General features: G+C 37.2%; 14 protein-coding genes. 4 read left to right on the forward strand and 10 right to left on the reverse strand.

The features are described 5' to 3' along the window. The gene (gene fucP / locus EXIGUO8A_RS01165; protein WP_159301625.1) at positions 1 to 1,323 is read left to right on the forward strand and encodes an L-fucose:H+ symporter permease; all 1,323 of its coding nucleotides are present in this window, start codon (positions 1 to 3) and stop codon (positions 1,321 to 1,323) included. An 11-nt stretch (positions 1,324 to 1,334) separates the two neighbouring features. Next, positions 1,335 to 1,679 (forward strand): L-rhamnose mutarotase, encoded by a 345-nt coding sequence (locus tag EXIGUO8A_RS01170; RefSeq protein ID WP_159301626.1) that lies wholly within the window; start codon positions 1,335 to 1,337, stop codon positions 1,677 to 1,679. A 43-nt stretch (positions 1,680 to 1,722) separates the two neighbouring features. Here EXIGUO8A_RS01170 and EXIGUO8A_RS01175 read toward each other — a convergent pair whose 3' ends face one another. The 10 genes from EXIGUO8A_RS01175 to EXIGUO8A_RS01220 all read right to left on the reverse strand — a co-directional run bounded on the left by EXIGUO8A_RS01175 (position 1,723) and on the right by EXIGUO8A_RS01220 (position 22,621). Then, positions 1,723 to 2,442, reverse strand: a complete 720-nt coding sequence (locus EXIGUO8A_RS01175; RefSeq protein WP_116769635.1) for a 3-ketoacyl-ACP reductase — start codon at positions 2,440 to 2,442, stop codon at positions 1,723 to 1,725. A 25-nt stretch (positions 2,443 to 2,467) separates the two neighbouring features. Continuing rightward, positions 2,468 to 3,997, reverse strand: a complete 1,530-nt coding sequence (locus EXIGUO8A_RS01180) for a Dabb family protein (RefSeq protein ID WP_159301627.1) — start codon at positions 3,995 to 3,997, stop codon at positions 2,468 to 2,470. A gap of 6 nt (positions 3,998 to 4,003) precedes the next feature. Continuing rightward, positions 4,004 to 4,462, reverse strand: coding sequence for a GlcG/HbpS family heme-binding protein (locus EXIGUO8A_RS01185; protein ID WP_236564525.1), 459 nt, complete (start codon positions 4,460 to 4,462; stop codon positions 4,004 to 4,006). A gap of 225 nt (positions 4,463 to 4,687) precedes the next feature. After that, a complete protein-coding gene (locus EXIGUO8A_RS01190) occupies positions 4,688 to 6,367 on the reverse strand; it encodes a sulfatase family protein (RefSeq protein ID WP_159301629.1) in 1,680 nt (559 codons plus the stop codon). A gap of 108 nt (positions 6,368 to 6,475) precedes the next feature. Beyond that, complete coding sequence (locus EXIGUO8A_RS01195; protein ID WP_159301630.1) at positions 6,476 to 8,035, reverse strand: RagB/SusD family nutrient uptake outer membrane protein; 1,560 nt, start codon at positions 8,033 to 8,035, stop codon at positions 6,476 to 6,478. 18 nt (positions 8,036 to 8,053) lie between these two features. Continuing rightward, positions 8,054 to 11,143, reverse strand: a complete 3,090-nt coding sequence (locus EXIGUO8A_RS01200; RefSeq protein ID WP_236564408.1) for a SusC/RagA family TonB-linked outer membrane protein — start codon at positions 11,141 to 11,143, stop codon at positions 8,054 to 8,056. A gap of 471 nt (positions 11,144 to 11,614) precedes the next feature. Beyond that, positions 11,615 to 15,097, reverse strand: coding sequence for a VCBS repeat-containing protein (locus tag EXIGUO8A_RS01205; RefSeq protein ID WP_159301631.1), 3,483 nt, complete (start codon positions 15,095 to 15,097; stop codon positions 11,615 to 11,617). A 6-nt stretch (positions 15,098 to 15,103) separates the two neighbouring features. Continuing rightward, positions 15,104 to 16,624, reverse strand: a complete 1,521-nt coding sequence (locus tag EXIGUO8A_RS01210; RefSeq protein WP_159301632.1) for a sulfatase-like hydrolase/transferase — start codon at positions 16,622 to 16,624, stop codon at positions 15,104 to 15,106. After that, a complete protein-coding gene (locus tag EXIGUO8A_RS01215; RefSeq protein ID WP_159301633.1) occupies positions 16,621 to 18,441 on the reverse strand; it encodes an arylsulfatase in 1,821 nt (606 codons plus the stop codon). The genes EXIGUO8A_RS01210 and EXIGUO8A_RS01215 overlap by 4 nt, the downstream gene beginning before the upstream one ends. 13 nt (positions 18,442 to 18,454) lie before the next feature. After that, on the reverse strand, positions 18,455 to 22,621 hold the full coding sequence (locus tag EXIGUO8A_RS01220; RefSeq protein WP_159301634.1) for a hybrid sensor histidine kinase/response regulator transcription factor: 4,167 nt from the start codon (positions 22,619 to 22,621) through the stop codon (positions 18,455 to 18,457). A gap of 295 nt (positions 22,622 to 22,916) precedes the next feature. Between EXIGUO8A_RS01220 and EXIGUO8A_RS01225 the strand changes: the two genes are divergently transcribed. Both EXIGUO8A_RS01225 and EXIGUO8A_RS01230 read left to right on the forward strand, forming a co-directional pair. Next, positions 22,917 to 23,786, forward strand: a complete 870-nt coding sequence (locus EXIGUO8A_RS01225; RefSeq protein ID WP_159301635.1) for an AraC family transcriptional regulator — start codon at positions 22,917 to 22,919, stop codon at positions 23,784 to 23,786. Positions 23,787 to 23,873: 87 nt separating this feature from the next. Beyond that, on the forward strand, positions 23,874 to 25,196 hold the full coding sequence (locus tag EXIGUO8A_RS01230; RefSeq protein WP_159301636.1) for an L-fuconate dehydratase: 1,323 nt from the start codon (positions 23,874 to 23,876) through the stop codon (positions 25,194 to 25,196). The last annotated feature ends 6 nt before the right edge of the window (positions 25,197 to 25,202 follow it).

The raw sequence follows: 25,202 nt of genomic DNA on the forward strand, positions 1-25,202 counted from the left end.
ATGAATTCATCTGAAAAAATACCCGTAGTTTCCAAATCTGTTTTGGTGCCTTTTATCTTGATTACTTCGCTATTTGCTTTGTGGGGCTTGGCAAATGACATGACCAACCCGATGGTACGCGGTTTTCAAAAAGTACTGGAACTCACCAATACACAAGCATCTTTGGTACAATTGGCATTTTATGGCGGTTATTTTACCATGGCCATACCCGCAGCTTTATTTGTAAACAAATACTCTTATAAAAAAGGGGTGCTTTTGGGATTGGCTCTTTATGCCGTGGGAGCCTTATTATTTTACCCGGCAGCAGCTTATGAAAGCTATCCGTTTTTCTTATCGGCATTATATGTACTTACCTTCGGGTTGGCTTTTTTAGAAACAACTTCTAACCCCTACATTCTTTCTATGGGTGCCGAAGAAACAGCAACAAGACGATTGAACTTTGCACAAATGTTTAATCCAATGGGTTCTATTTTAGGCTTATTGGTGGCTCAGAATTTTGTATTGGGCGCTTTACAATCTGATGATACTACGGCAGACGGGACACCTATTTACGATACCTTATCAGAAAGTGCAAAGGCGGCCATTAGAACATCTGACCTAGAAATTATCAGAAATCCGTATGTGCTTTTAGGGATTGTAGTCCTTGTTTTTTTCGTGTTAATCAGTGTGGTTAAAATGCCACAAAACAAACATCAAGAAGCCAAGGTTGATTTTAAAGATTCGGTTAAACGTTTATGGAAACAACCAAAATTTGCTTTTGGGGTGGTTACGCAGGCATTTTATGTAGGCGCCCAAATTATGTGTTGGACCTATGTATACCAATATGCCGAAACCTTGGGCATAGATGCAAAATCTGCCGTTTGGTACGGACTGGCAGGTTACGTTGTTTTTCTCGTTGGTAGAACAATAGGTACGGCTCTAATGGCTAAAATAGATTCGGGTAAATTATTAATGCTTTTTGGTTTTGGCGGAATGCTGACTTTACTTGGAGCAATATTCTTGCCCGGTATGTTAGGTATCTATTCCTTAGTGGCTACTTCATTATTTATGTCCATCATGTTTCCAACTATCTATGGTATTGCTTTAGAAGGACAAGGAGAAGATGCAAAATTTGGCGCCGCCTTTTTGGTAATGGCCATTGTTGGTGGTGCACTACTACCCTATTTACAAGGCTATATGCTAGATTTAGGTGGTGTGGGCTATGAAGATGTAATTATACTGGGCGTAACAGAAATGCGCTTTTCGTTTATACTATCGCTAATCTGCCTTGGTGTAGTTGCCTTTTACGGTAGAACGGTTTATAAAAAATATCACACCAACTAATTTGCTAATTTATGAGTAGTTCAAAGAGACTTTGTTTTTCATGCGATTTAAAAGATAATCCCGATTTAATAGCGGAGTATAAAGATTACCATGCAAAGGGAAATGCCTGGCCAGAGATTACCAAGAGTATTAAAGATGCCGGAATTATAGATATGCAGATTTACCTGACCGGTAATAGAATGTTCATGATTATGGAGGTTGATGTAACATTTGACCCTATTAAAAAAGCTAAAATGGATGCCACAAACCCTAAAGTACAAGAGTGGGAAAAACTAATGTGGAAATTTCAACAAGAACTTCCTTGGGCTGAAAAAGGAGAAAAGTGGATCGCATTAGAACAGATATTTCAATTATAACCATCTAAAAAAAGCTACTCGTTCGAGTAGCTTTTTTTATAATTTAAGGATTGGTGGACCACAATGCTGCTGATTTGAGCATTGCCCTTCGAGGTAATTTTAATCCTGATACAATAAGCTCGGCAAAATCACTGGGCTGTAATGTATTTTCTTCACTGCCTTTTTTAGCAAATCCTAGACCAATGGTCATGTCTGATTCTATGGTACTTGGCGTCATGGTAATTACCCTAATATTATGTTTGCGCACTTCTTTCATAAGGGACTCTGACATACCTACAACCGCAAACTTAGAGGCGGAATAAGCTGACACATTAGGGTTTCCGTTTAGACCCGCCGTAGAAGCGATATTGACAATATCACCGCTACTACGTTCTACCATTTGCGGCAACACTTCTTTGGTCACATAATACATGCCCATAAGATTGGTCTGTATCATTTGTTCCCACTCGCTTACCGGCATTTCTAAAAATGAGCCTACACCTGCAATACCAGCATTATTGACCAAAATATCTATATGACCCATGGTATCCATAATACTTTTTATCCCTTCTTTTACCGAATCGTAATTGCCAACATCAAAGACAGCGTACATAGCTTTTATACCCAATTCTTGCAATTCCGCTACCGTTGTCATTAAGTTTGCCTCATTTCTACCTGTTATAGCAATAGAAACGCCTTCTTGTGCCAAAGCAACAGCTGATGCTTTACCCAAACCTCTTCCACCCCCGGTTATTAGCGCTGTTTTATCTCTTAAATTTTCCATTTTCTTTTTTCGTTCAGTTTCTTTATTACTCTTTATCCGTCCAGAAGTCCGTTACTAAAACACCGCCAATGATAGGTCCGACTTTCTTGACCAGATTTAGATGTGTTTTATGGAACAAGTATTTTTCCCTGCCATGTTCATCATTAAAAGTTATGACAAAAGTATGCGTAAATCCATCACTATGACCTTCGGTGCTATCGTTTTTTCCCCATTCTATATCCACGATTTCCGGTATGGTATTCTTTAAATTCAAAAAAGTCTGTACTGCCTCGTCTACCTGCTTTTCGGTAGCATCTTCAGTATATTTTAAGTTTACGATATGTCGCAACATTTTACCTTCGCGTTCTATTTTTGGCGCAATCTCATAACTGGCCACCTTGTTTAATTCAAAACTCATAGAACCGGCCACTAATAAATTTTTACCGTCTATTTCCAATGCGCGTAAACCGTAATAGATAGGAAAGCCTGTCTCCAAATAATTTAACGGACTCAATTGTCCCTCAGCATCCAATCTTAATAACTGAATGCTTGCGTCGTCTCGAGTACCTACGGCAAATATGGCAGAATCTTCGGTCACCGAAACTACTTCTATACGGGTCTGCCCTTGTAATTTGGTAGTTTCATCGTCCTTTAAAACAAAATGCGGAACCAACGCACCTTTTCTATTCACCTTAAATACACTTACGCCATCACCATGATAATAGAAATCCGTATTCTTGATGAATCCGTTTTGTTCGTAATACTTATGATGCCTATGCCCTACCACTACATAATGGTTATCGCCAATAGTAGCTCCGGTAACAGGGTAAGCGCCTGTTAGATAGCGATCTGTGGTATTATCATCAATGTTGTTCACATTTTTAAATGTACCATCCTCATTAATTCTAAAGCTACTTACACCATTATCTTGAAAACCACTGGTATATAAATATGTTTTACCCTTTACCTCATGAATGAACATACCAATAATACCATCTGTATGCAACTCATCGGTATCTTTTATAGATTGCACATGGGTCAGTTCTCCATTGTCGTGAATTTTAAAACTACTCAACCCCGGAGTCTCTTCTAGACCTCCTATGAACAAGTAGGATGCATTTTTCATGTGAACCACCTGCAAAGTAATGGCAACCCCTAAATGTGTTTCTGATGTATCTTCAACCAACGCAACTTGTTTAAGCGAACCATTGTCCTCAATTTTAAAGGTCTCTATTACGTTACCATATTTGTTTGCAATAAAAAGAAAGTCGGTACCGTTAATATGATTGGCCACCATACCCCTTGCCGGACCTTTTTGTTTGTACAATTCGTGATTGCTTACCGGAGTTAAAATACCTTCTGCATCAATTTGAAACACATCTACATTACCTACACCACCGGCATACACAAAATGCTTTCCGTTTTTTTCGTAGCTAGTAATGGACACCGTATTCTTCCCTGATATATCTTTAAAATCTTTTCGATATAACATTGGATCAGTTAAATCTTGTGCTATGGTCAATGTACTTAGTAACAGTATTACCGTGACCAATGCGGCTTTCATATGAATTTTCATTGTGTTCTAGTTTTTGGTTAAAATTGATGCTGCACCAGCATTTGCAATAATTCTATCTTCTTCTATGGTACCGCCGCTAACGCCAATGGCACCAATTATCTTACCGTTCTTATTCTTTATGGGCACTCCACCCGGAAAAGTCATAAGTCCGCCATTACTATGTTCAATATTATAAATGATACCGCCAGGCTGTGTTAATTCACCCAACTCGCCCGTATCAATATCAAAATAACGTGCAGTCTTGGCTTTCTTGATGGCTACATCTATACTACCTAAAAAAGAGTCGTCCATTCTAAGAAATGATTTTAGATTTGCACCGGCATCTACCACAGCAATATTTACCAAAACATTCATAGACTCCGCTTTTTGCTTTGCTATTTCCAAGGCTTTCATAGCTTGGTCGTGACTTATATCAAACGGATTTTGTGCATTTAACTGTATCGATATTACTGCAATGAACAGCATGAGTCCATATTTTTTGATTTGTTCGGTCAACATAGTTTTGTGTTTATAAGTAGTATTTCACAAAAATTAAAAACCAATAGCACAAAAAAGTTGAACTAGTTCAACTCTATTGAAATTATTTTATTTTTTTCTTCCCAAAACCTCTAAAAACAAAACTAGCTACTGTACCATTTTATAAGGTTCAGTAGCCAGTGCAATGTATTTTTAAGATGATGAAATATTTATTTAATCATTCCAATGCTTGTCTATGACCTTTTGTATGTGCGGATAATTTTTATCGGTTTCGTCCAATTCTTCTCGCACCTTCACCAATTCTTCTTTTAAATTAGCTATTACCTCTTTATACTTAGGGTCATTGTAAGCATTGTTCATTTCTTTGGGATCGTTCTTTAAATCATAGAACTCCCAAGCAACTGGTGTGTTATTGGTAAAATCATTACCCCAGCTTGCTTTATTATATTCAGCGTTGGCGTCGTCTGTATCTACCCAATACCTACCGTAAAAGAATATCAACTTATAATCTTTGGTTCTTAGTCCGAAATGTGCCGGATTCTGATGTCTGTGCGCCAAATGCATCCAATAACGATAATAGGTAGATTGCGGCCAGTCTTCTGGTTCCTCACCTGTTTCCAAAATTGATTTAAAACTATTGCCTTGCATATAATCTGGTGCGCTACCACCTGCTAGTTCAATAAGTGTAGGAGCAAAATCGGTATTATTAATCATAGCATCTGAACGTGTACCTGCTTTAATTTTCTCAGGATAACGAACAAAGAAAGGCATACGCATAGATTCATCGTACATCCACCTTTTATCGATATAATCATGTTCCCCCAACATAAAACCTTGATCACCGGTGTACACAATAATCGTGTTCTCTAACAAATCATTTTCCTCCAAATATGTAATCAACCTTTTTACATTGTCATCTACCCCTTTAACACAACGCAAATAGCGTTTTAAATAATCTTGATATACCTTTGAGGTTATCTCTTTTTCCTCTGGTGTTAACTGCCATTTTTTATGCTCATCTGTCCCAATTGTATTTTGATCTCTATACTGCTTGTAAATAGAGCTATCGGTATAAATATTCATGGCTTGATTACGAATTAAATTTCGTCTAGAAACCGATGAACCAATAATACGCGTAAGCGAATCGTTAATACCTCTAGTAGCTACCGAGCCATTGTTTTTATTATCATATAAACTCTCAGGTTCTGGAATAAAGGTATCTGACAAATAATCATCATAACGCGGAGCATTTTCAAAATCATCATGAGGTGCTTTATAATGATGCATTAAAAAGAAGGGCTTTGATTTGTCCCTTCCCTTATCTAACCAATCTATGGTATTATCCGTAATAACATCAGTTGAATGCCCTTCTGTTTGCACTACATTGTTAGGCCATTCTTGCTCTCCACGAACCCTAAAATCGGGATTAAAATATTTGCCTTGAACCGGAAGCACCTTGTAGTAGTCAAATTCCGCAGGTTCATCATGTAAATGCCACTTACCGATAATTGCAGTTTCGTAGCCCAATTTTTTCATCTCTTTCGGCAAGTATTGCTTAGCTGGCGGTAAGGCACCTTCCAAATCTAGCACACCGTTTGTTTGCGCTCTTTGCCCAGATATTATAGCTGCCCTACTTGGTACACAAATAGAATTGTTTACAAAAACATTTTCCATCAACATACCCTCATTTGCCAACTTATCTAATGTCGGAGTCGGATTCAAAGATGCCAGTCTACTTCCATAAACGCCCAAACCTTGGGTAGTATGGTCATCTGCCATAATGAAGATGATATTTGGCTGTTTTTTTTCTTCTTTACCATCTGTCGATTTTTCGTTACAGGCCAAAGATGAAAGCACCAATGCAAACATTAAAATTTTAAAGACTTTTTTCATTTTGATATGTATTGAGCTTTTATTTTTTAATGATAAATATATAATATACGGGAAGTTTAAGGTTAATAATAGAAATGGCGACCCTTGGCCGCCATAACTAAACTTTCTTTAATACCCCGGATTTTGTTTAAAATTGGGGTTACCATCAATCTCATTTTGTGGGATTGCAATATACTCTCTACCTGCTTTATAGGCACTAGTACCAGCACTTTCCGATTTTAATTCGGGATTATTTACGATTCGTTCAACAACTCTGTCCCAGCGTAAAAGGTCAAAATATCGAGTACGTTCAAGAGACAATTCTTTTACCCTTTCATCTTCAATATCTTGCATGGTAATACTTGCATGCGGGGGCATATCAGCCCTTTCCCTAACTTGGTTTATGGCATCTAACGCGGCTTGAGAAGAACCGTTGAGCATAAACTCTGCCTCTGCGAACATGAGTAGAATATCTGCATATCTTAGAATTCTAACATTGTTTCCCGATCCGTACCAGCCTAGCTGTTGAGATTCTGTAAAACCGTTATATTCCCAATCCAAATATTTATTGGCAAAAATATCGGTACCATCTTCAGATAAGGCTTCGGCGTAGGTTTTATTACCATAAGTTCTTGATTTTAAATACCTACCTCTATATTCTGTTGAATCATTTGAGTTAAAAAACAAGGTCGCGAAAGCCCTAGGATCCATTTCTCCGTTGACCGTAGTTTCATCATTGTACAAATCTAAAACCCATTCGTTGATTCGCATTCCATCTTGATTGGTAAAACCTTTAGGAGCCAAATCGGGTTGGAAAGCAGCTCCTTTCCCAACTCCCGGAGCATCAGCGCCCCACCCGGAATTTCCATCAGAAATCAACTGAATTTCGAATAAGGATTCCACATTATTCTCATAAGCCTCGGTAAAGTTATGGGTATAATCCTCTGCCAATTGGTAGCGTCCATCCATAACCTTTTCAAATTCTGCCTTTGCCTCGGCGTATTTCTCTTGATACAAGAAAACTTTTCCCAACATTCCTGTTGCCGCACCACTCGTTACCCTTCCAACATCGTCAGCTGACCAAGAATCTGGCAATAACGCTTGCGCATTCTTCAAATCAGATTCAATTAAGGCCCAAACTTCTGCAGGATCTGCCTGCTCTATAAGATTCGGTTGCTCAATTTCAGAAATTGGCGTTGTAATCAATGGAACATTTAACCAGTTATTGACCAAATTGAAATAGTTGAATGCCCTAATAAAATAGGCTTCACCTAAAATATTGTCTTTGTAATCGGCATCCATTTCTATGTTCGGAACATTGAACAACACCTCGTTTGCCCTAGTAACGCATTGGTACATAGCACTCCACACCCAAAATGTGGCATTACTTTCTGATGTACCACTGAAATAACCTACAGCGGTACGTTCTGAAGTATTGAACCCGTTTACGACATCATCTCTATAATCTGATGTGAAAATCTCAAATCTAGTATAGTACCAAATATTGGTAAATGGACTATATGCACCGATGATTCCCTTTTCTGCATCTTCCTCGGTATTCCAAAATGAATTTGGGGTAATTACATTTGGGTTGGTCTGATCAAGAATGTCATCACTACAGCTAATCGTGTAGAACAACATCCCGATAAAGACGATCAATACCCTTTTTGATATTTTTATTGTGTACATAGCTTAACTTTTTTTTGTTTAAAATGATACTTGTAATCCTAGTCTAAACTCCCTCGGTGTTGGATATGTACCTTCGTCTACCCCTGAATTGAAAATACTGTTGTTTCCTGTAGCTCCCCTACTGTTTCTTCCTACCTCTGGATAATAACCAGTATAATTGGTAATGGTAAACAGATTAGTTGCCGATACATACAATCTCATTTTTTTGATTTTCATTTTTTCAAGTAGTGCATCGTTGAACGAATAACCCAACTGGGCATTGCGAAGCCTGAAGTAATCACCAGGCTCTAGGTAAAAAGTAGACATCCTTCTATTGAACCCTAAATCTGCTCTGGTATTCTTAGGGATATTAGTAGAAGTATTAGTTGGTGACCAAGCATTTAAGGCGTCTGCAAAATAGTTACCTTCCAAGTCAAAATAGCCTCTATACTTTGTTCCGTTTAGAATTTCATTGCCCGCAACACCGTTGAAAAAGAGGTTAAGGTCAAACTTTTTGTATTCCGCCGTTAGGTTAAATCCATATTCAAGGTCTGGCGTAGGGTTTCCTATATAGGTACGATCATCATCGTCTATATCACCATCGCCATCTAAATCTTTAAACTTAAAATCTCCGGCGCTTGGATTACCAACTTGATCGTTGGCAGCAGTAGCCTCGGCATCCGTTTGGTAGATTCCGTCCACGATATACCCATAAAAAGAAGATATAGGTTGACCAACGTCGGTTCTGGTACTGTTAATTGTATTTGATGTAAACGACCCTTGAATAATCGGGGAAGCATCGCCCAACGCAGTTACCTCATTATCAAGCAATGAGAAATTGGCAGAAACCCCTAATACAAAATCGTCGGACAACTGCTCTTTATAGTCGGCTAAAAATTCAAAACCCTTATTCTCTACACTGGCTGTATTAAAGGGAACCTCATTACCAAACCCGGTGTACAAGGGTAGTCTAAGACCCACCAATACATCTTCAGATTTTTTAATAAAATAGTCCATTGTAAACCTCAACCTATTGTCCAAAATACCCAGTTCGGCACCAATATCAGTGGTTTTTGTGGTTTCCCAGGTAATGTTTTGATTTACACCCTGCGTGATGGAATAACCCGTAACCCTGGTCTGTGCCTCACCCAAAATGTACTCGCTAAATAAGTTCAATGATGGATCGATCGCGTAGGCAGAAACATTGTTTGAACCTATTTCTCCATAACTGACCCGTAACTTTAAATCAGAGATCAAGGAATCGTCTTCCATAAATTTCTCGTTGCTTACGTTCCAGCCCAAGGCCATAGAAGGAAAAGTTCCCCATCGCAAATCATCAGTAAACAAAGAGGACCCATCTCTACGAACCGTGGCCGTAAGAAGGTAACGATCATCGAACACATAGTTTAACCTAGCAAAATATGATTGAATGGTGGAAGTGATATCCTCAGAAGGTACATTCTGAATTTCCAAAGCAGCGGACGCCACCCTAATATCATTGGAAGGAAAACCTCTGGCAATTACTCCTAAAGACCTTGAATTGGTCTCTTGCTCGGTGTACCCACCAAGTAGATTGATAGAGTGATTTCCAAATACTTTTTGGTAGTTCAAGGTATTTTCCAATAACCATGATTGGTACGTTACGTTGGTTTCATTCAATTCAGCCATACCACTTGACACCCCTGTTGCTAAAAAAACGGGATGGTTTGGGGTAAAGGTGTAATTATTGTTGTTGTAGTATTCCAGACCTAAATTTAACTTGTAAGTAAGGCCATCGATAATCTCATAAGAAGGAGACAGGTTTCCTAAAAAAGTATTTCTGGTGACCGTACGATCTTCCAAAGCAGCCATCCCTAATTCATTATAGATAGACGATTGGCCATAGAACGAACCAGGAGAAGCATCAATTCCTCTTTCCTCCAGATCCGATGAGCTCCAGTCACCATTGGAATCCTTCAATCTTATAGTGGGCAAAATATTTCGCTCTTTATTAAAATAAGGGTTCGGATTGTTTACGGTTCGTGTTAGTCCCAAGGTTGTTTCCAATTTAAACTTGTTTTTGGTAAAACTTCCATTAGCCCTTGCCGTATATCTTTTAAAATCGGAATATTTTACTATACCATCTTGGTCAAAATAGTTCATCGAAAAGCTGAACAGCGTATTCTCCCCACCGCCTGCCAATCTTATATTGGTATTTTGAACGGCTGCGGATCTCAGCGATTCCTTATACAGGTCGCTTGAATATGAGGGATCAAATTCAGTATCGTTAGCAGGCTTTCTTGCTGAACCGTCATTGTCGTCTGCCCTATTTGATATTTCGGCATATTGACTTGCATCGGCCCAATCAAGAGTATTGATTACACTTTGAAAACCATAACTTGTATCAAAATCTACGCTAAGTCCGCCTCGTTTACCTTTTTTAGTTGTGATGATTACAACACCGTTAGCGGCCCTTGAACCGTAAATGGCACTTGCAGAAGCATCTTTAAGAACCGATATCGATTCAATATCCGATGGGTTAAGCGACTCCATTCCTCCGGTCAACATACCGTCGATTACATATAACGGTCCTGCATCTGACATCGTACCCGTACCTCTAATGGCTATAACTGCACTTGCCCCAGGGGAACCACCTTGGGTTTGAACACTGACACCCGCCATACGACCCTGTAATGCCTGAGAGGCATCGCTATAGGTGTATTTATCAATATCTTTCGATGCCACTTGTGAAACAGCTCCTGTAAGATCACTTTTCTTTTGTGTTCCGTATCCAATTACAACCACCTCATCTAATTGACTTGCATCCTCCTCCAGCACTACATCAATAATGGATTGCCCAGAAATAGCGACCTCTTTAGATTTAAAACCAATGTAACTAAAAACTAAAATTCCATCACTTACATTCCCAATGGAATAGTTACCATCAAAGTCGGTTTGTGTACCATTTGTAGTGCCCTTTTCCAAAACCGATGCTCCAGCAAGTGGCATACCCGAACCATCGATTACTGTTCCTGAAACTGTTCCATCTTGAGCAAGAACATATTGGTTACTCGACATTAAAAAACCAATGACCACTAAGATCAATGGCACCCAACTGTCGAATATTTTCATTGCTTTTGTTAATCCCATAATTTTGTATTCTTTATTATTTTATATCATCAAATGTATTCCCAAGTGCTTAAGGATAATGCAACAATTGTTTTTATCAATGAAACAAATGATTAAACGACTCGTTTTAAGACTGATATACAGTAACCTTTTGAAAACTATCTTATGTTAAGTGGAATTACGATCTATTTGAGGTTGTAAAAATGATAATTCAACGGGACCAAATAAAAAAAGGTAGGGCAATTGTATTACAATTGACCACTACCTTATACTTACTTTTCTAATTGTTTTGTAGCACTTTATTCTCTAATAAATCATTATATAACAATATTACCATTCATCATTAAATACTTCTTCTTTGCAAGACCAATCGTTTTCTGAATATCTATCAATGTGAGTCTACAAGCATGTCAACCATACATCCTAAAAAGAGGTTATGTGACATTTCTAAATATTTAGTAGCTGTTTCCTTTACTTATAGTGTATGCACTATTATTTAAATTCAACAGTGCGAATTGCATCTGGTTTTAAAATATATTGTGCTGGTTGGGACAGGTAACCACTACCCCAATATCTTTCTACTTTCCTAATTTTTCCATTCTGCAACTCTAGGGCAGCCTTAGTAGTGCCTTTTGGCCAAGAAATTATTGAATCTATCTTAGCATTCTGATATTTAAATCCTTTAGTACCTCCGTTATTTACCGTAACCACAAATCGCGGTTGTTGATCACTATTTTGATACTGAACTAAACTTTTGGTGTCACCGGGCACGTAAAAACCACTTTCCCTATAAGGTAATTCCCTAAAACCTCCTTTGCCATCACCTAACAGAACCAATCCATTGCCACCATCTATATACCCAGAGATCACCTCTGTATGATATAAATTACCTACCGCTAACAAATCTAAATTTCCATCAAAATTAACATCGGCAACTTGCATACCCTGTACTACAGAAAATTGAGCAACCAACGGCAGTTGAATAGGTTCTAACTTACCATCTCCTGTATTTTCCAGATACATTGAGGCAAATTCGTTGGCTTCCAAAATTTGCATAGAAGTAGTGTCTAACACCCGCAATAAATCTTGAGTGCTAGATTCTGCAAATTCCTTATAACTTCTAAACACCCCTTTTACACTATTTAACTGGGTAGCCAATAAATTTCTAGGTGCTATACTTACTTCTTTATCACGGATAAATCTTGTAGCTATGGCATCAACACTGCCATTACTATCAAAATCATTCGCATAAATACGTAGCGGTTTTTCCTTGGTGACTTTGTAAGCATGGTTGTTGCCTAGGTTACCTACGACATAGTCGGTATCGCCATCATTATCGAAATCGCCCCCAACAATACTATTCCACCAACCTTTTGCAGAATCAATGGAAGGTGAAATTGCAGTTTTAATTAATTCTCCATCTTTCTTTTTAAATAACGTAATCGACATAAACTCCCCTACCACTAACAAATCCATTTCAGCATCATTATCTACATCAGAAAAAATTGCTGAGGTAACCATACCGATTTCCGATAGTTCTGGCGCCCATTGTAAGGTTACATCTGTAAATTTACCCGCATCATTACGTAATAAATAACTTTTTGGGGCAATTGGAAAACTCCCTGGTGTAACCCTACCACCTACAAACAAATCCAAATCACCATCCCCATCAAAATCAGTGGCCACTGCACAAGAACCACTTGCCAAGATTGGTGGTAATGCATCGGGGTGATATTTAAAATTGCCCTTTCCATCATTTAAGTACAACCTGTCTTGATAATGCCCTTTATCAAAGTATTTTACCGCACTGCCTCCACTTACTATATAAAGATCCAAGTCGCCATCTGTATCGGCATCAAAGAACAATGCTCCTCCATCTTCATAAATAGGCTGTTCGGCTAATGGCTTAGCGATGAAAGTACCATCATTTTGTTGAAACAATAATTGTCCTGAATTACCCCGGCTACCACCAATAAAAATATCGTCTAAACCGTCTCCGTTACAATCCGCAACGGCAGTTGAAGGGCCATTATAATCGAACTGATGTAAAAGTAGGGGCTCATGGATAAAATCGTTTCCCCTGTTTTCTACGTGGGTATGGTTTAACATGAAAGATGTCAATAAGGTAGAACCCTTATTTTTTCCTTTCGCGTTAACCAATTCTATTGTTGATGGATCAATGCGATAAATGGTATCTAAACGTTCCGGAGAAAATTCACCTGAAATTCCATCTGGCCATGTAATAGATACTTTTTGCAACTCTTTATTCTTTGACAAGCCAAAATGTAATTTTTCCTGAGAACTAGACATGTATCCCTTAACCGGATTTTTTTCTTGATACGCCACTGTACCATCTTTAAAATGCAATCCTACCTGTGCACCATATGCATTCTTATTATTTTCTTTACCTATTACGTCTAATTGTAGGTAATGGTTTTTATTTGAATTGTTACGATATAAAAATGCAGGGGCGTTGATGTTATTAACCACCAAATCCAAATCACCATCATTGTCAAAATCGGCATAGGCTGCACCGTTACTTAAAGAAGCCTTGTCAAAGCCCCAATCTTTCACTTTATTTTCAAACTTTAATTCGCCCTCATTTTTAAACATGTAGTTGGGCAAGTATATACTATCTAAGTCTAAAATTCGCTTCACAACCTTTGCTTCGCGCATTTTACCCGTTCCCTTTTGAAAAATATGTTGCTGACTAGAATAATCTTGAAAATCATGGTCGGTTATATTTCTTCTGAAACCATTCGTAATATATAAATCTTTAGATCCATCATTATCAAAATCCGCCGCTAAGGGAGCCCAACTCCAATCGGTTTCATGCAAACCTGCCAAGCGACCAACTTCGCTATATATTGGCTTACCATCAGTACCCTCACCTCTGTTCAATTGCAACACATTACGAATAAACTGTGGCTGAAATCCTTTTTTTATAGTTTCCTTAAAGTGTTGTGGATTCATGTTGGCCGTCATGGTTTTTTGGCGCTCATTTGACTCGGGAAGCATATCCAAAACAAAAATATCAAGCAGTCCATTATTCGTAAAATCAGCCATTTCTATTCCCATACTATTACGGGCGGTATGACTAAAATAAGATGACAATTGATCTGAAAACGTACCATCTTGATTGTTGATGTACAATAAATCACTAGCTAAAAAATCATTGGCTACATAAATATCGGGCCATCCATCTTTATTTATGTCGGCAACGGCTACTCCTAGGCCATATCCTTCTGTTAAAATACCTGCACTTGCCGATATATTTTTAAAAACGGGATGACCGTTTGGACCAATACCTTCATTTCTATATAATTTATCAGTACTTGGACCCGACCCATCTTTTAATGAATAAAGCTTTTCTACTTGATCTGTATTCTCCTTGGCATGTGTTAACAAGTATAGATCCAAGTCACCATCCTTATCATAATCTAAAAAGGCCGCTTGCGTAGAAAAACCACTGTCGGCAATGCCATAATCAGCTGCTTGCTCAGTAAAGGTAGCATCCCCATTGTTAACATACAGCTTGTTTTTTCTTTTGTTTTCGGTGGTGAATCCACCAACGGAAACATAAATATCTAACCATCCATCTTGATTAATGTCAACAATAGAAACTCCATTGTCCCACGAATCGCCAGTAATACCGGCCACTTCTGTAATATCTTCAAAAACAAAACCCCCTTTATTCAAATAGAGCTTGGAGGGTACCAGGTTACCCGAAAAGAAAATATCTTCCAAGCCATCATTATTAAAATCTCCTACCCCAACACCTGCACCAATGTATAAATAAGGAAATGAGAAATAATGCATTTCTTCTGTCTCCCAAATCTTATTATTGAAATCTATATTAGATTGCTTTTCAGATATCAACGTAAATCGTTTCTCCTCTACCTTTCCTTTACAAGCCAATAATAATAATACTGCCAGTAGAACTATGCACCCATATCTCCAATTAAACTTCAACATCTAGCGTTATATTTTTGATTTAAACTTGGCGTAAGTGGCTGATAAATCTAACGAATCTTTCATTTTCATTTGTAACTGTTGCAATTCTCCAAAAAGCTCTTCCACCTTTGCTTTATATTCTGCTTTGGTTGCTAAATCCTTCATTTCATCTGGGTCATCTTCCATGTTAAAAAGTAATAGTTTGTTCAACTTTGGGTATACCAACAATTTAAATCCATCTTTTCTGATCATTCGCTGCGAATTAACATATGACCCATAAATTGATGGGTAATTACTACTTTTCTGTGTGCCCTTGACCAGTGGTAATATGCTATTAAAGAACACCTTTTCTTTTGCTGGCGCCCCTGCTAAATCTAGCGCAGTGGCCATAGCATCTTGAATATAGATGTCAGTATTTACCTTTTTGTCTTTAGGAATATCAGGTCCGTAAATAATAAAAGGTGCACGTATACTATGATCGAACAAACTTTGCTTGCCTATTAGCCCATGTTTGCCTATTGCCAAACCGTGATCGGCAGTAAAAACTATATACGTATTCTTGGGTTCTAAAGTTTCTTCTACTTTTTTCCAAATTTCCCCAAGTTGTTGGTCTAAATGCGTAATTAATGCATAATATTCTTGAATGTGTTTTTTGGTGGCATAGGCTGTTCTTGGAAATGGGGCCAAAGCCTCATCTCTCAATTGGTAATCATTATCTATACCTACTCTATCTGGGTAGACTTCTTGCCAATTTTTTGGAATCGAAATTTGCTCTAAAGGATACATGTCCAAAAATTCTTGAGGTGCTTGCCTAGGGTCATGTGGCGCATTAAAAGCCAAATACATAAAAACAGGCTTCACTCGGTCTTTGGTCTCATCTAAAAACGCAACTGCATCGTTTTTAACGACCTCGCTCCAATGTGTACCGCCCTCCCAATAACCACCATGTTTTGGGTCTGCAGGATTCCACAAGGTATCCTTTTCATCTATTGGTCTATTGTATCCCAAAGGCATCACCGTTGCCGGATTGATATCTTTAGGCAACTCTGCAAAAGTTTTTACCATAGCAGCATGGTCCCAACGATCTTTGGGCATACCTGGTCTTTCATTTTTTACATAGTCAAATACTTTCTGAGTCTTGGCGGTAACATGCCACTTGCCTCCCATATAGGTTTCGTAACCCGCAGCTTTCATATATTGCCCCCAAGTATGTTCCAAGTCTTGGTCTTTCTTCCAGGCTTCATACTTCTTTTGTGCATCCCAAACACTTAAGCCAGATATTATCATTGATCTTGAAGCTACACATACAGCACCATTCCACGCGCCCATATTGTAAGCGTTTGTAAACGTGGTCCCCGTTGTGACCAAACGATCCAAATTCGGCGTTTTTATTTCTGCATTGCCCAAAGCATTTATAGCATCATATGTATAATCATCTGCAAACAAGAAAATGAAATTTGGTTTATCTTTCTTCTGTGTTTTCTCTTGTTCTTTACATGCAATAAAACAACTTATGACCCCTAATAAGATAAGTAAACGCTTTTTCATATTTTGGTAATATTTACATAATACGCTGGGAATTCTGATGTATCTGGAGTAATAAAACTGGCAGCCAACCTATACGTTCCGTTCTCTAAGCTACCGGTAACGGAGATATGACTTTCCGATACTTTTCCGTCTTGCTTAAAAACAAGGTCATTTAATTGAATTTGACCACCCGCTACCTTTATCCCTTTACCTTTTGCTAGTCCGTTCCAATTGGGTTTAGAGGCTATTTCTTCTACAGTGTCGTTTATAGCGAAGTTAGATTCTGGTGGATATCGGTACAAATCGAATTGATAGTTTCCCGGTTCTGTAATTTCTATTAAATAATATCCCTCTGGCTGTTGCTCACCCTTCCGTATCAAATCTTGATTCCACGGTATTGGATCCTCTGAATGTAAATCATGAATGGTAAGCAACACGTTTTCGTTGTTTGGCGTGTTTAAAGGAATGCTTGAATAATGCATATCTTGTTCAGTACTTTTCCACCAATCTTCATAAAACGCTTGCATATTCTTTACTCGCTCTGGAAATTTGGAACTCAAGTCTTCTACCTGACCAAAATCGGTATCCATGTTGTAAAGCTCGTTGCCGTTAACCAATCGCCACTCCCCTTGCATGACACAACTATTTCTATATTTTACCGGCCATTGTAAACGTTGGGTGTCTACAACCAACATTCGGTCCTCTAGTTTTTTATTTGGATAAAACACTTGAGAAACATCGGTACCATCCAATTCATTTTTTGGAGTAAAGTCAATGCCGCAGAGTTTGGCTAGCGTAGGTAATATATCTACATGAGATACTAGATCATTACTCTGTTCTAAATGATCGGCAGTTATATTTCCTTTTGGCCAATGGATTAAAAACGGCACTCTATGACCGCCATCATAAGGACTACTTTTTGTTCCTTTTAAATTCGCATTATAACCTGTAACCGCCCCATTCTTTTTACCGATACCGGCCGCCGTACCATTATCTGTGGTAAATATTACAATCGTATTTTCTAATTTCCCTGAAGATTCTAGATATTCCATCAGCTTACCAATATTGTCATCTATATTGCTGATCATTCCATAAAAACGTTTTTGGGTATCATTTAGATCAGCATCTGCATACATATCTAAATATTCTTGAGGAACGTTAAACGGACCATGAGGTGCATTTAAAGCTACATATGCAAAAAAAGGAGTATCTTTCTGATCTTTAATATATTCTATAGTTTCATTAAACCAAACATCTGTACAATACCCCTCGAACTTTTCAGGTTTGCCATTTCTAAAATAGGTGTCATTAAAATAATCGTTGTTCCAATAATCGGGCGTTTGCCCTATACCGCCACCGCCATGATACAGAGCATCTTTAAAGCCCCTATCTTGTGGTCTATACGGATAGTTATCACCTAAATGCCATTTACCAAACATGGCTGTATTATAGCCATCCTCTTGAAAAACTTCTGAAATGGTTTGTTCTTCTTTGTTCAATATAGAGCAGCCACCAATGGTATGCCATGAATTGTTCCTATTACTATTGCGACCTGTGAGCAAACCAGCTCTAGATGGTGTACAGGTTGTACCAACATGAAAATTGGTAAGCTCGGTAGACTTTGCTGCCAAAGCATCGATATGTGGCGTTTTAATGATGGGGTTACCATGAAAACCGACATCACCATAACCTTGATCATCACTCATTATAAAAAGAACATTCGGTTTTTCAAATGAATGTGCTGCAAGCTGATTTTTAGTACTATTATCTTTACAAGAACTTAGAGAACATGCTAAAACACATATAAGTGCAACAACGTAATTAATGGTTTTATTCATTGGTTTAGTCCTATTAATCTTGTTCTACCTTTGTTTTTTTAATGTATTCGCTTGGTACCACTCCAAATTCTTTTTTAAAGCATTTAGAAAAATAGGATGCCGTATTGAACCCAGTTCTGAACATTATTTCCTTCACCGAAAAATCGCTGTTATCCAGTAATTGAATGGCTCTTTTTAAACGAATATTTCTTATAAATTCACTTGATGACAAACCGGTAAGCTCTTTAAACTTTAAGTATAGATTACTTCGACTATGCCCCATTTCCTTTACTAACATTTCTACATTAAAATCGGTATTCATCATGTGTTTTTCTACCGTTTCCACTGCTTGCTGTAAAAACTTCTCGTCTAAAGAAGTAACCGTTACTTCTTTTGGTTGTAGCGTAATTTCTTTTTTAAATCGTTTACGAAGTTCTTCCCGATCCTTAAGGATGTTCGCTACTTTAAGCTCTAAAACCTGAACGTTGAACGGCTTCTTTAAATAGGCATCTGCACCATGCGACAAACCTTCAATCTCACTTTCTTGCGAAGTTTTAGCGGTTAACATAATTACCGGAATATGACTGGTAATGTTGGTGGTTTTTATCATTTCACAGAACTCAATACCGCCCATTACCGGCATTACTACATCTGTAATAATAATATTTGGCAACACTTTTTTAGCAATCTCCATACCCCGTTCACCATTATTGGCCTCAAAAACCGTGTAGGTTTTACCCATAACCTGTTTAATGAACTGTATAATATCTGGATTGTCATCTACAATAAGTAACACAGGGTTTTTAGACCTGACCTTAGATAGATTGTAATCTTCGAGCTCGTCATTTAAATCTATTGCCAGTGACTCAGCCTCAGAAGATCGAACCAAATAATCATTATCGGTTATTTCCTTACAGCTAATATCATCTGCATCTTCGTATGCTTGTTTATCGGTTGGTAACGTCACCGTAAAACAAGACCCTCCACCTTCATTATTTTCAACGGAAATACTGCCCAAATGTAACTCCACCAAACTTTTGGTAAATGCAAGACCTATACCTACACCTTTAGAGTTTACTTTTTCATTTTCTTTCTCGGTATAGTATTTTTCAAAAATGATGCTCTTTTTAACATCTGAAATCCCTAAACCGTTATCTTTTACTTTTATGATCACGTTCTCTTTTTCTGATACTTCATCTTTTTCTACATCGATCGCTACTGTAATTTCACCTCCTTCAGGTGTAAATTTAAAGGCGTTGGACAATAGATTGTTTATCACCTTTTCTAATGCATTGTGGTCAAAGTAAGTCTTATAATGTGCTTCTTTTGAAACAATATTGAATTTTACCGATTTTTTAAACGCCAATAATTGAAAGGGCTCTGCCACTTCTTTTATAAAGAAAACAATATCGGTATGCCTAACTACTAAAGACATTTTACCCTGATTGATCTTTCTAAAATCTAACAATTGATTTACCAATCTTAAAAGATAGTTGGTGTTTTTATGCATTAGTTGATACTGCTCTTTTAAGCTAGATGCTTCCATCTCATCTTTACCGCTTAACAAATACTCTAACGGAGCTTTTATCAAGGTAAGCGGTGTTTTAAACTCGTGAGAAATATTGGTGAAGAAATCGAGTTTTAAGGTCTGTAGCTCATCATTTTTCTCTTTTTCCAAATGTTCTAGCTCCAACTGATGCTTTTTGGTGTTACTAATAATGGTAAACCTCCACAAGCTAACCAGAAGCAATAATAGCAGTATGCCATAAACAATATAAGCTACGGTAGTTCTATAAATAGGAGGTTTTACGGTTAAATTTAGGGTGTACGGAGTAGTATCCCATAATCCATCATTATTGGACGACTTAACTTGCAGTGTGTAATTACCAGGTTCTATATTGGTATAGGTTGCAAATCTTTTGTCAGAACCGGTGTATACCCAATCATTATCAAAACCTTCTAATTTGTATGCGAATTGATTTTTATTGGGTGCAGAAAAGTGTAATGATGAAAACTCGAACGAAAAGCTATTTTCACTATAATTCAGTGTAATATCTTCCACTTCAGATATATTCTTATCCAATAAAACCCTACCATTTACTTCTTCACCTACAGCAATCTCCTCATTAAAAATTGAAAGCTTGGTAACCACCGTTTCCGGTGATGTTTCATTATCATATATTTCCCTCGGATAAAATGCATTAAAGCCGTTGATACCACCAAAAATCAATTCTCCGTCCTTGCGTTTTACCGCAGCCAGCTCTTGAAACTCACTGTCTTGCAGACCGTCTGCGACATCAAAATTTTTAAAGATTTCTTTTTCGGTATCGAATCTTGATAATCCCTTATTTGTTGAAACCCATAGTTGACCTTGTTCATCTTCTAAAATCGCCTTAATTACATTATTCGGTAAACCTTCTTCTATGCTATAAGTTTTAAAAGTAGCTGCTTCACCTTCTTTACCGGGTATTAGTTTATTTAATCCGCCGCCAAAAGTACCTACCCAAAGCTCTCCCTTTCTACTCTCAAAAAGTGACAAAATGTAATTATGACTCAAGGAAGAAGCATTTCCTTCTTCAGTTTTATAGGTCTTGAATTTTGGCTGTTCTTTATACTTTTCCGTTATGGTCAATTGACTAAGTCCATCTCCGGTAGCGATCCATATATTTCCTTTACTATCTTCATAGATATTCCTTACTATATTATTGGACAAGGAATTAGGATCACTAGAATTTTCTTGAAAATTTTGCTTTATATAATTACCGTCATCGCCTTTTATCCATCGATACAAACCCCCAGAATATGTGCCTATCCATAAATTATCTTGAGAATCGTTCAATAAGCTAAACACGCTACGTTTTATACCTTCTAAACCGGTTACGTTAGAAATACCGTTTTGAGGATTTGTAATATCTATTCTAAATAAATAAGGATAGTTTTGACCGCCTTGCAAAAGATATTTTTTGCCTTTAAAACTAATCTCCTCTAGTGCAAATACTTTTCTAAGCTGATTTGTAGAGGTAAAGACAGAATATTTTTCTTTACTTGCCACGCTTTTATTTAAGCCTCCCCCTTCTGTACCTACCCAAAGTGTGCCATTACTATCCTCAAAAATTGACCTTATTTTATCGTAGCTAAGACTGTTCTCCCTCAAATCACGTTTAACATGTTTGAAGTTTTTCCTGTTCGGGTCAAACTTGTTTACCCCACCACCATTTGTACCCACCCATAAAATACCGGTTCTATCAATGTATAAAGAAGTTATAATATTCTTACTAATACCGTTTTTATCTTCTGGTCTATAAGTGAACGATTTTAATAACTTGGGCTGTTTTAAACTAGAAGAATTATCAAAGTATAGCAACCCATTATCGGTACCCGCCCAAATGTGGTTTTTATCATCAAAAGCCAAAGAAGTATAGTTGCCTCCTTTGATTTTTATAAATTCCGGGTCTTCCTTGGTACCCTGAACATACAAACCTTGCCCAGTACCAATTATAAGTTTGTTATAACGGTCTTGCGCAATAACACCCACAGATTCATGCTTAAAGCCTATGTCATCATTAATTAGTTTAAAATAGGAATTACCCTTGGCATCAAGTTTTAACTGGTAAATTCCCAAATGCCCGCCTAGCAGCAACTCACCATCGGCATTTTCATAAATAGAATTAATAACACTACCATCTTGTTGTTTGTTTTGATCTTTAAGTACAAACTTGAATTTTTGAAACTTGACACTGTCCATGGACACCGATAGGTCAAGCATATTAATATCTTCTTTGGTAGCGATCCACAATCTATTTTTACTATCTAGATATAAACGGGTTATGTAATCATTTGATAGACTATGCTCATTTGCTTTATCAAACTTAAACTGCTTAAAAGTCTCTTTCTTTTTGTTGTAATAAAAAAGTCCGTCACCGGTACTACCTACCCATAAATTACCTTTTTCATCGCCCGTCATGGCATAAATAAGATTACTATTTATGTTGGTGCTTTTTTGATCAGGTTTGAAAACGGTGAACGAATAGCCATCGTATCTATTTAAACCGTCATGTGTACCAAACCACATATAACCGTATGAATCTTGATAAATACAGTTGACATCACTTTGAGAAAGACCATCATCGGTACCAATTTGATCAAAATAAAAATTTTCTTGACCTTGTGCCATCAGACTATATAGCAATACCATAAACATGAAAAAACATTTCATATTTATTAATGCAAAACGTGCTTTAACCTGTTCTTTTGAATACATTTTTATCTGTATTCCTTGAGCTAAAATTGGGAGAATATTCATGAACATTAAAAATGATAAAGTTTACTACTATACACTGAATGAAATGATTTCATATGTAGAAGATATGGTTTTATTCGTCCTTTTCCGCCATGAAACCTAGTAAAACCTTTTTCGACAGTATAATGTAATCAATATAAATCATATATTTTTTATACATCACAAAATAGTTCGTATTTTGTGATAAACTCATAAAATGAAGCTTCATTTACTAGATAGATCTAGTGTTGCGAACACATCAATTACCGTTTCTCAAAATAATTATAAGAACTTTTTAAAGGTTTGGCATTTTCATGAAGAGCTAGAATTGGTATATATTATAAAAAGTTCGGGTACCCGATTTGTTGGAGATAGTATTGAGAAATTTCAATCGGGCGAGGTGGTTCTTATCGGTAAAAACGTTCCTCATATGTGGTTAAACGATGATGCCTATTTTGAAAAAAATTCTTCCCTTACCGCACAAGCAGTTTCCGTTCACTTCAAAGATAATTTTGTGGGACACGAATTTTTATCGCTACCAGAAATGCAACCCGTAGCTCATCTTCTAAAAAAAGCAGCACAAGGAATTAAGTTCCACAACATTACTAATAACATAAAAAATGAATTAAAAAACCTTCATAGTCTTGAACCTGCAATTAAAATAACGCGAATAATTGAATTATTAAGCAAATTAGAGCAACAACAAAATTATAAACTATTATCTAGCAATGGGTTTATTAATACGTTTCATCAAACAGAAAACGAGAGATTGAATATTATTTATGAATATGTATATCAAAATTTTCATACTCCTATAAGTTCTAAAGATGTTGCTCAGTTGGTCAACATGAACGCATCTTCATTCAGTAGATTTTTTAAAACTATCCACAGAAAACCTTTTACTAGATTTTTAAATGAAATACGAATTGGTTTTGCTTGTAAAATGCTTCTAGAAAATAAGGAAAGTATAACTTCAATTGCATATGCATGCGGATTCGGAAATATTTCAAATTTTAATCGTCAGTTTAAAATCATTAAAGATCAATCTCCTTCTTCCTTTTTAAGCAAACATCGAAAACATTTATAGGCTTTATGCAAAAAAAGTATCAGATTTGGTATTTTATGAGGTGGTTTTAGGCAAAATGTTCCCATAATTTTGAATAAAACAAAATCAATGTCAAATTCAATTATAATTACTGACGTCATCTCAAGGGATATTCGTTTCCCTACCAGCAAGTCTTTAGATGGTTCCGATGCTATGAATCCTGATCCAGATTATAGTGCCGCTTATGTAATATTAAAAACAAATTCACCAGAAGGTCATGAAGGTCACGGATTAACTTTTACTATAGGTAGAGGTAATGAACTTTGTACCCAAGCCATAAAATCTCTCGCGCATTTGGTAGTAGGTAAATCTTTAGAAAGCTTTACTTCTAATATGGGTGATTTTTGGAAAATGATTACAGGCGACAGTCAGTTGCGATGGTTAGGTCCTGAGAAAGGAGTTATTCACCTTGCTACCGGTGCCGTGGTTAATGCCGTTTGGGATTTATATGCGAAAGTAGAGAAGAAACCTTTATGGAAATTATTGGCAGACATGTCACCTGCCGAGTTAATTTCATGTATTGATTTCACATATATTACAGACGCTATTACGCCTACCGAAGCCTTGGAGCTTTTGCAGCAAAAAGAGGCCAGCAAGCAGGAAAGAATAGATCATTTAAAGGATAAAGGGTATCCTGCCTACACCACGTCTGCCGGTTGGCTAGGATATTCTGATGATAAAATGCGACGTCTATGCAAAGAAGCCAAGGCAAGTGGCTTTAAGCATATGAAAATAAAGGTTGGTTCTGACCTACAAGATGATATGAGACGTGCCGCGATTATTCGTGAAGAAATTGGCGACGATTTAAAACTTATGATGGATGCCAACCAAAAATGGGATGTTGATGAAGCTATTACCAATATGGAATCGCTTAAAAAATTCAACCCTTGGTGGATTGAAGAGCCAACGAGTCCCGATGATATTTTGGGGCATGCAAAAATTGCCAAAGCTGTTAAACCTATTGAGGTTGCAACTGGCGAACATTGCCAAAACAGGGTTATCTTTAAACAACTAATGCAAGCCGGTGCCATCGGTATTTGCCAAATTGATAGCTGTAGGGTTGGTGGCGTAAATGAAATATTGGCTATTTTATTAATGGCAGCTAAATTCAACATTCCCGTATGTCCGCATGCCGGTGGTGTTGGGCTGTGCGAATATGTTCAGCATCTTTCTATGATAGATTATATAGCTATTAGTGGATCAATGGAAAATAGGATCATAGAATTCGTAGATCATTTACATGAACATTTTTACGAGCCTGTTGTCATAAAAGATGGAGCGTATATGCCTCCAAAATTACCAGGATATAGCATTACCATGAAAGAAGACTCATTGGACACCTATACTTTTCCTGACGGGGCATTTTGGAAAGAAGAATTAATGAACAAATAAACTACT

This window comes from Maribacter litoralis, from assembly GCF_902506355.1.
GTDB classification, from domain to species: domain Bacteria; phylum Bacteroidota; class Bacteroidia; order Flavobacteriales; family Flavobacteriaceae; genus Maribacter; species Maribacter litoralis.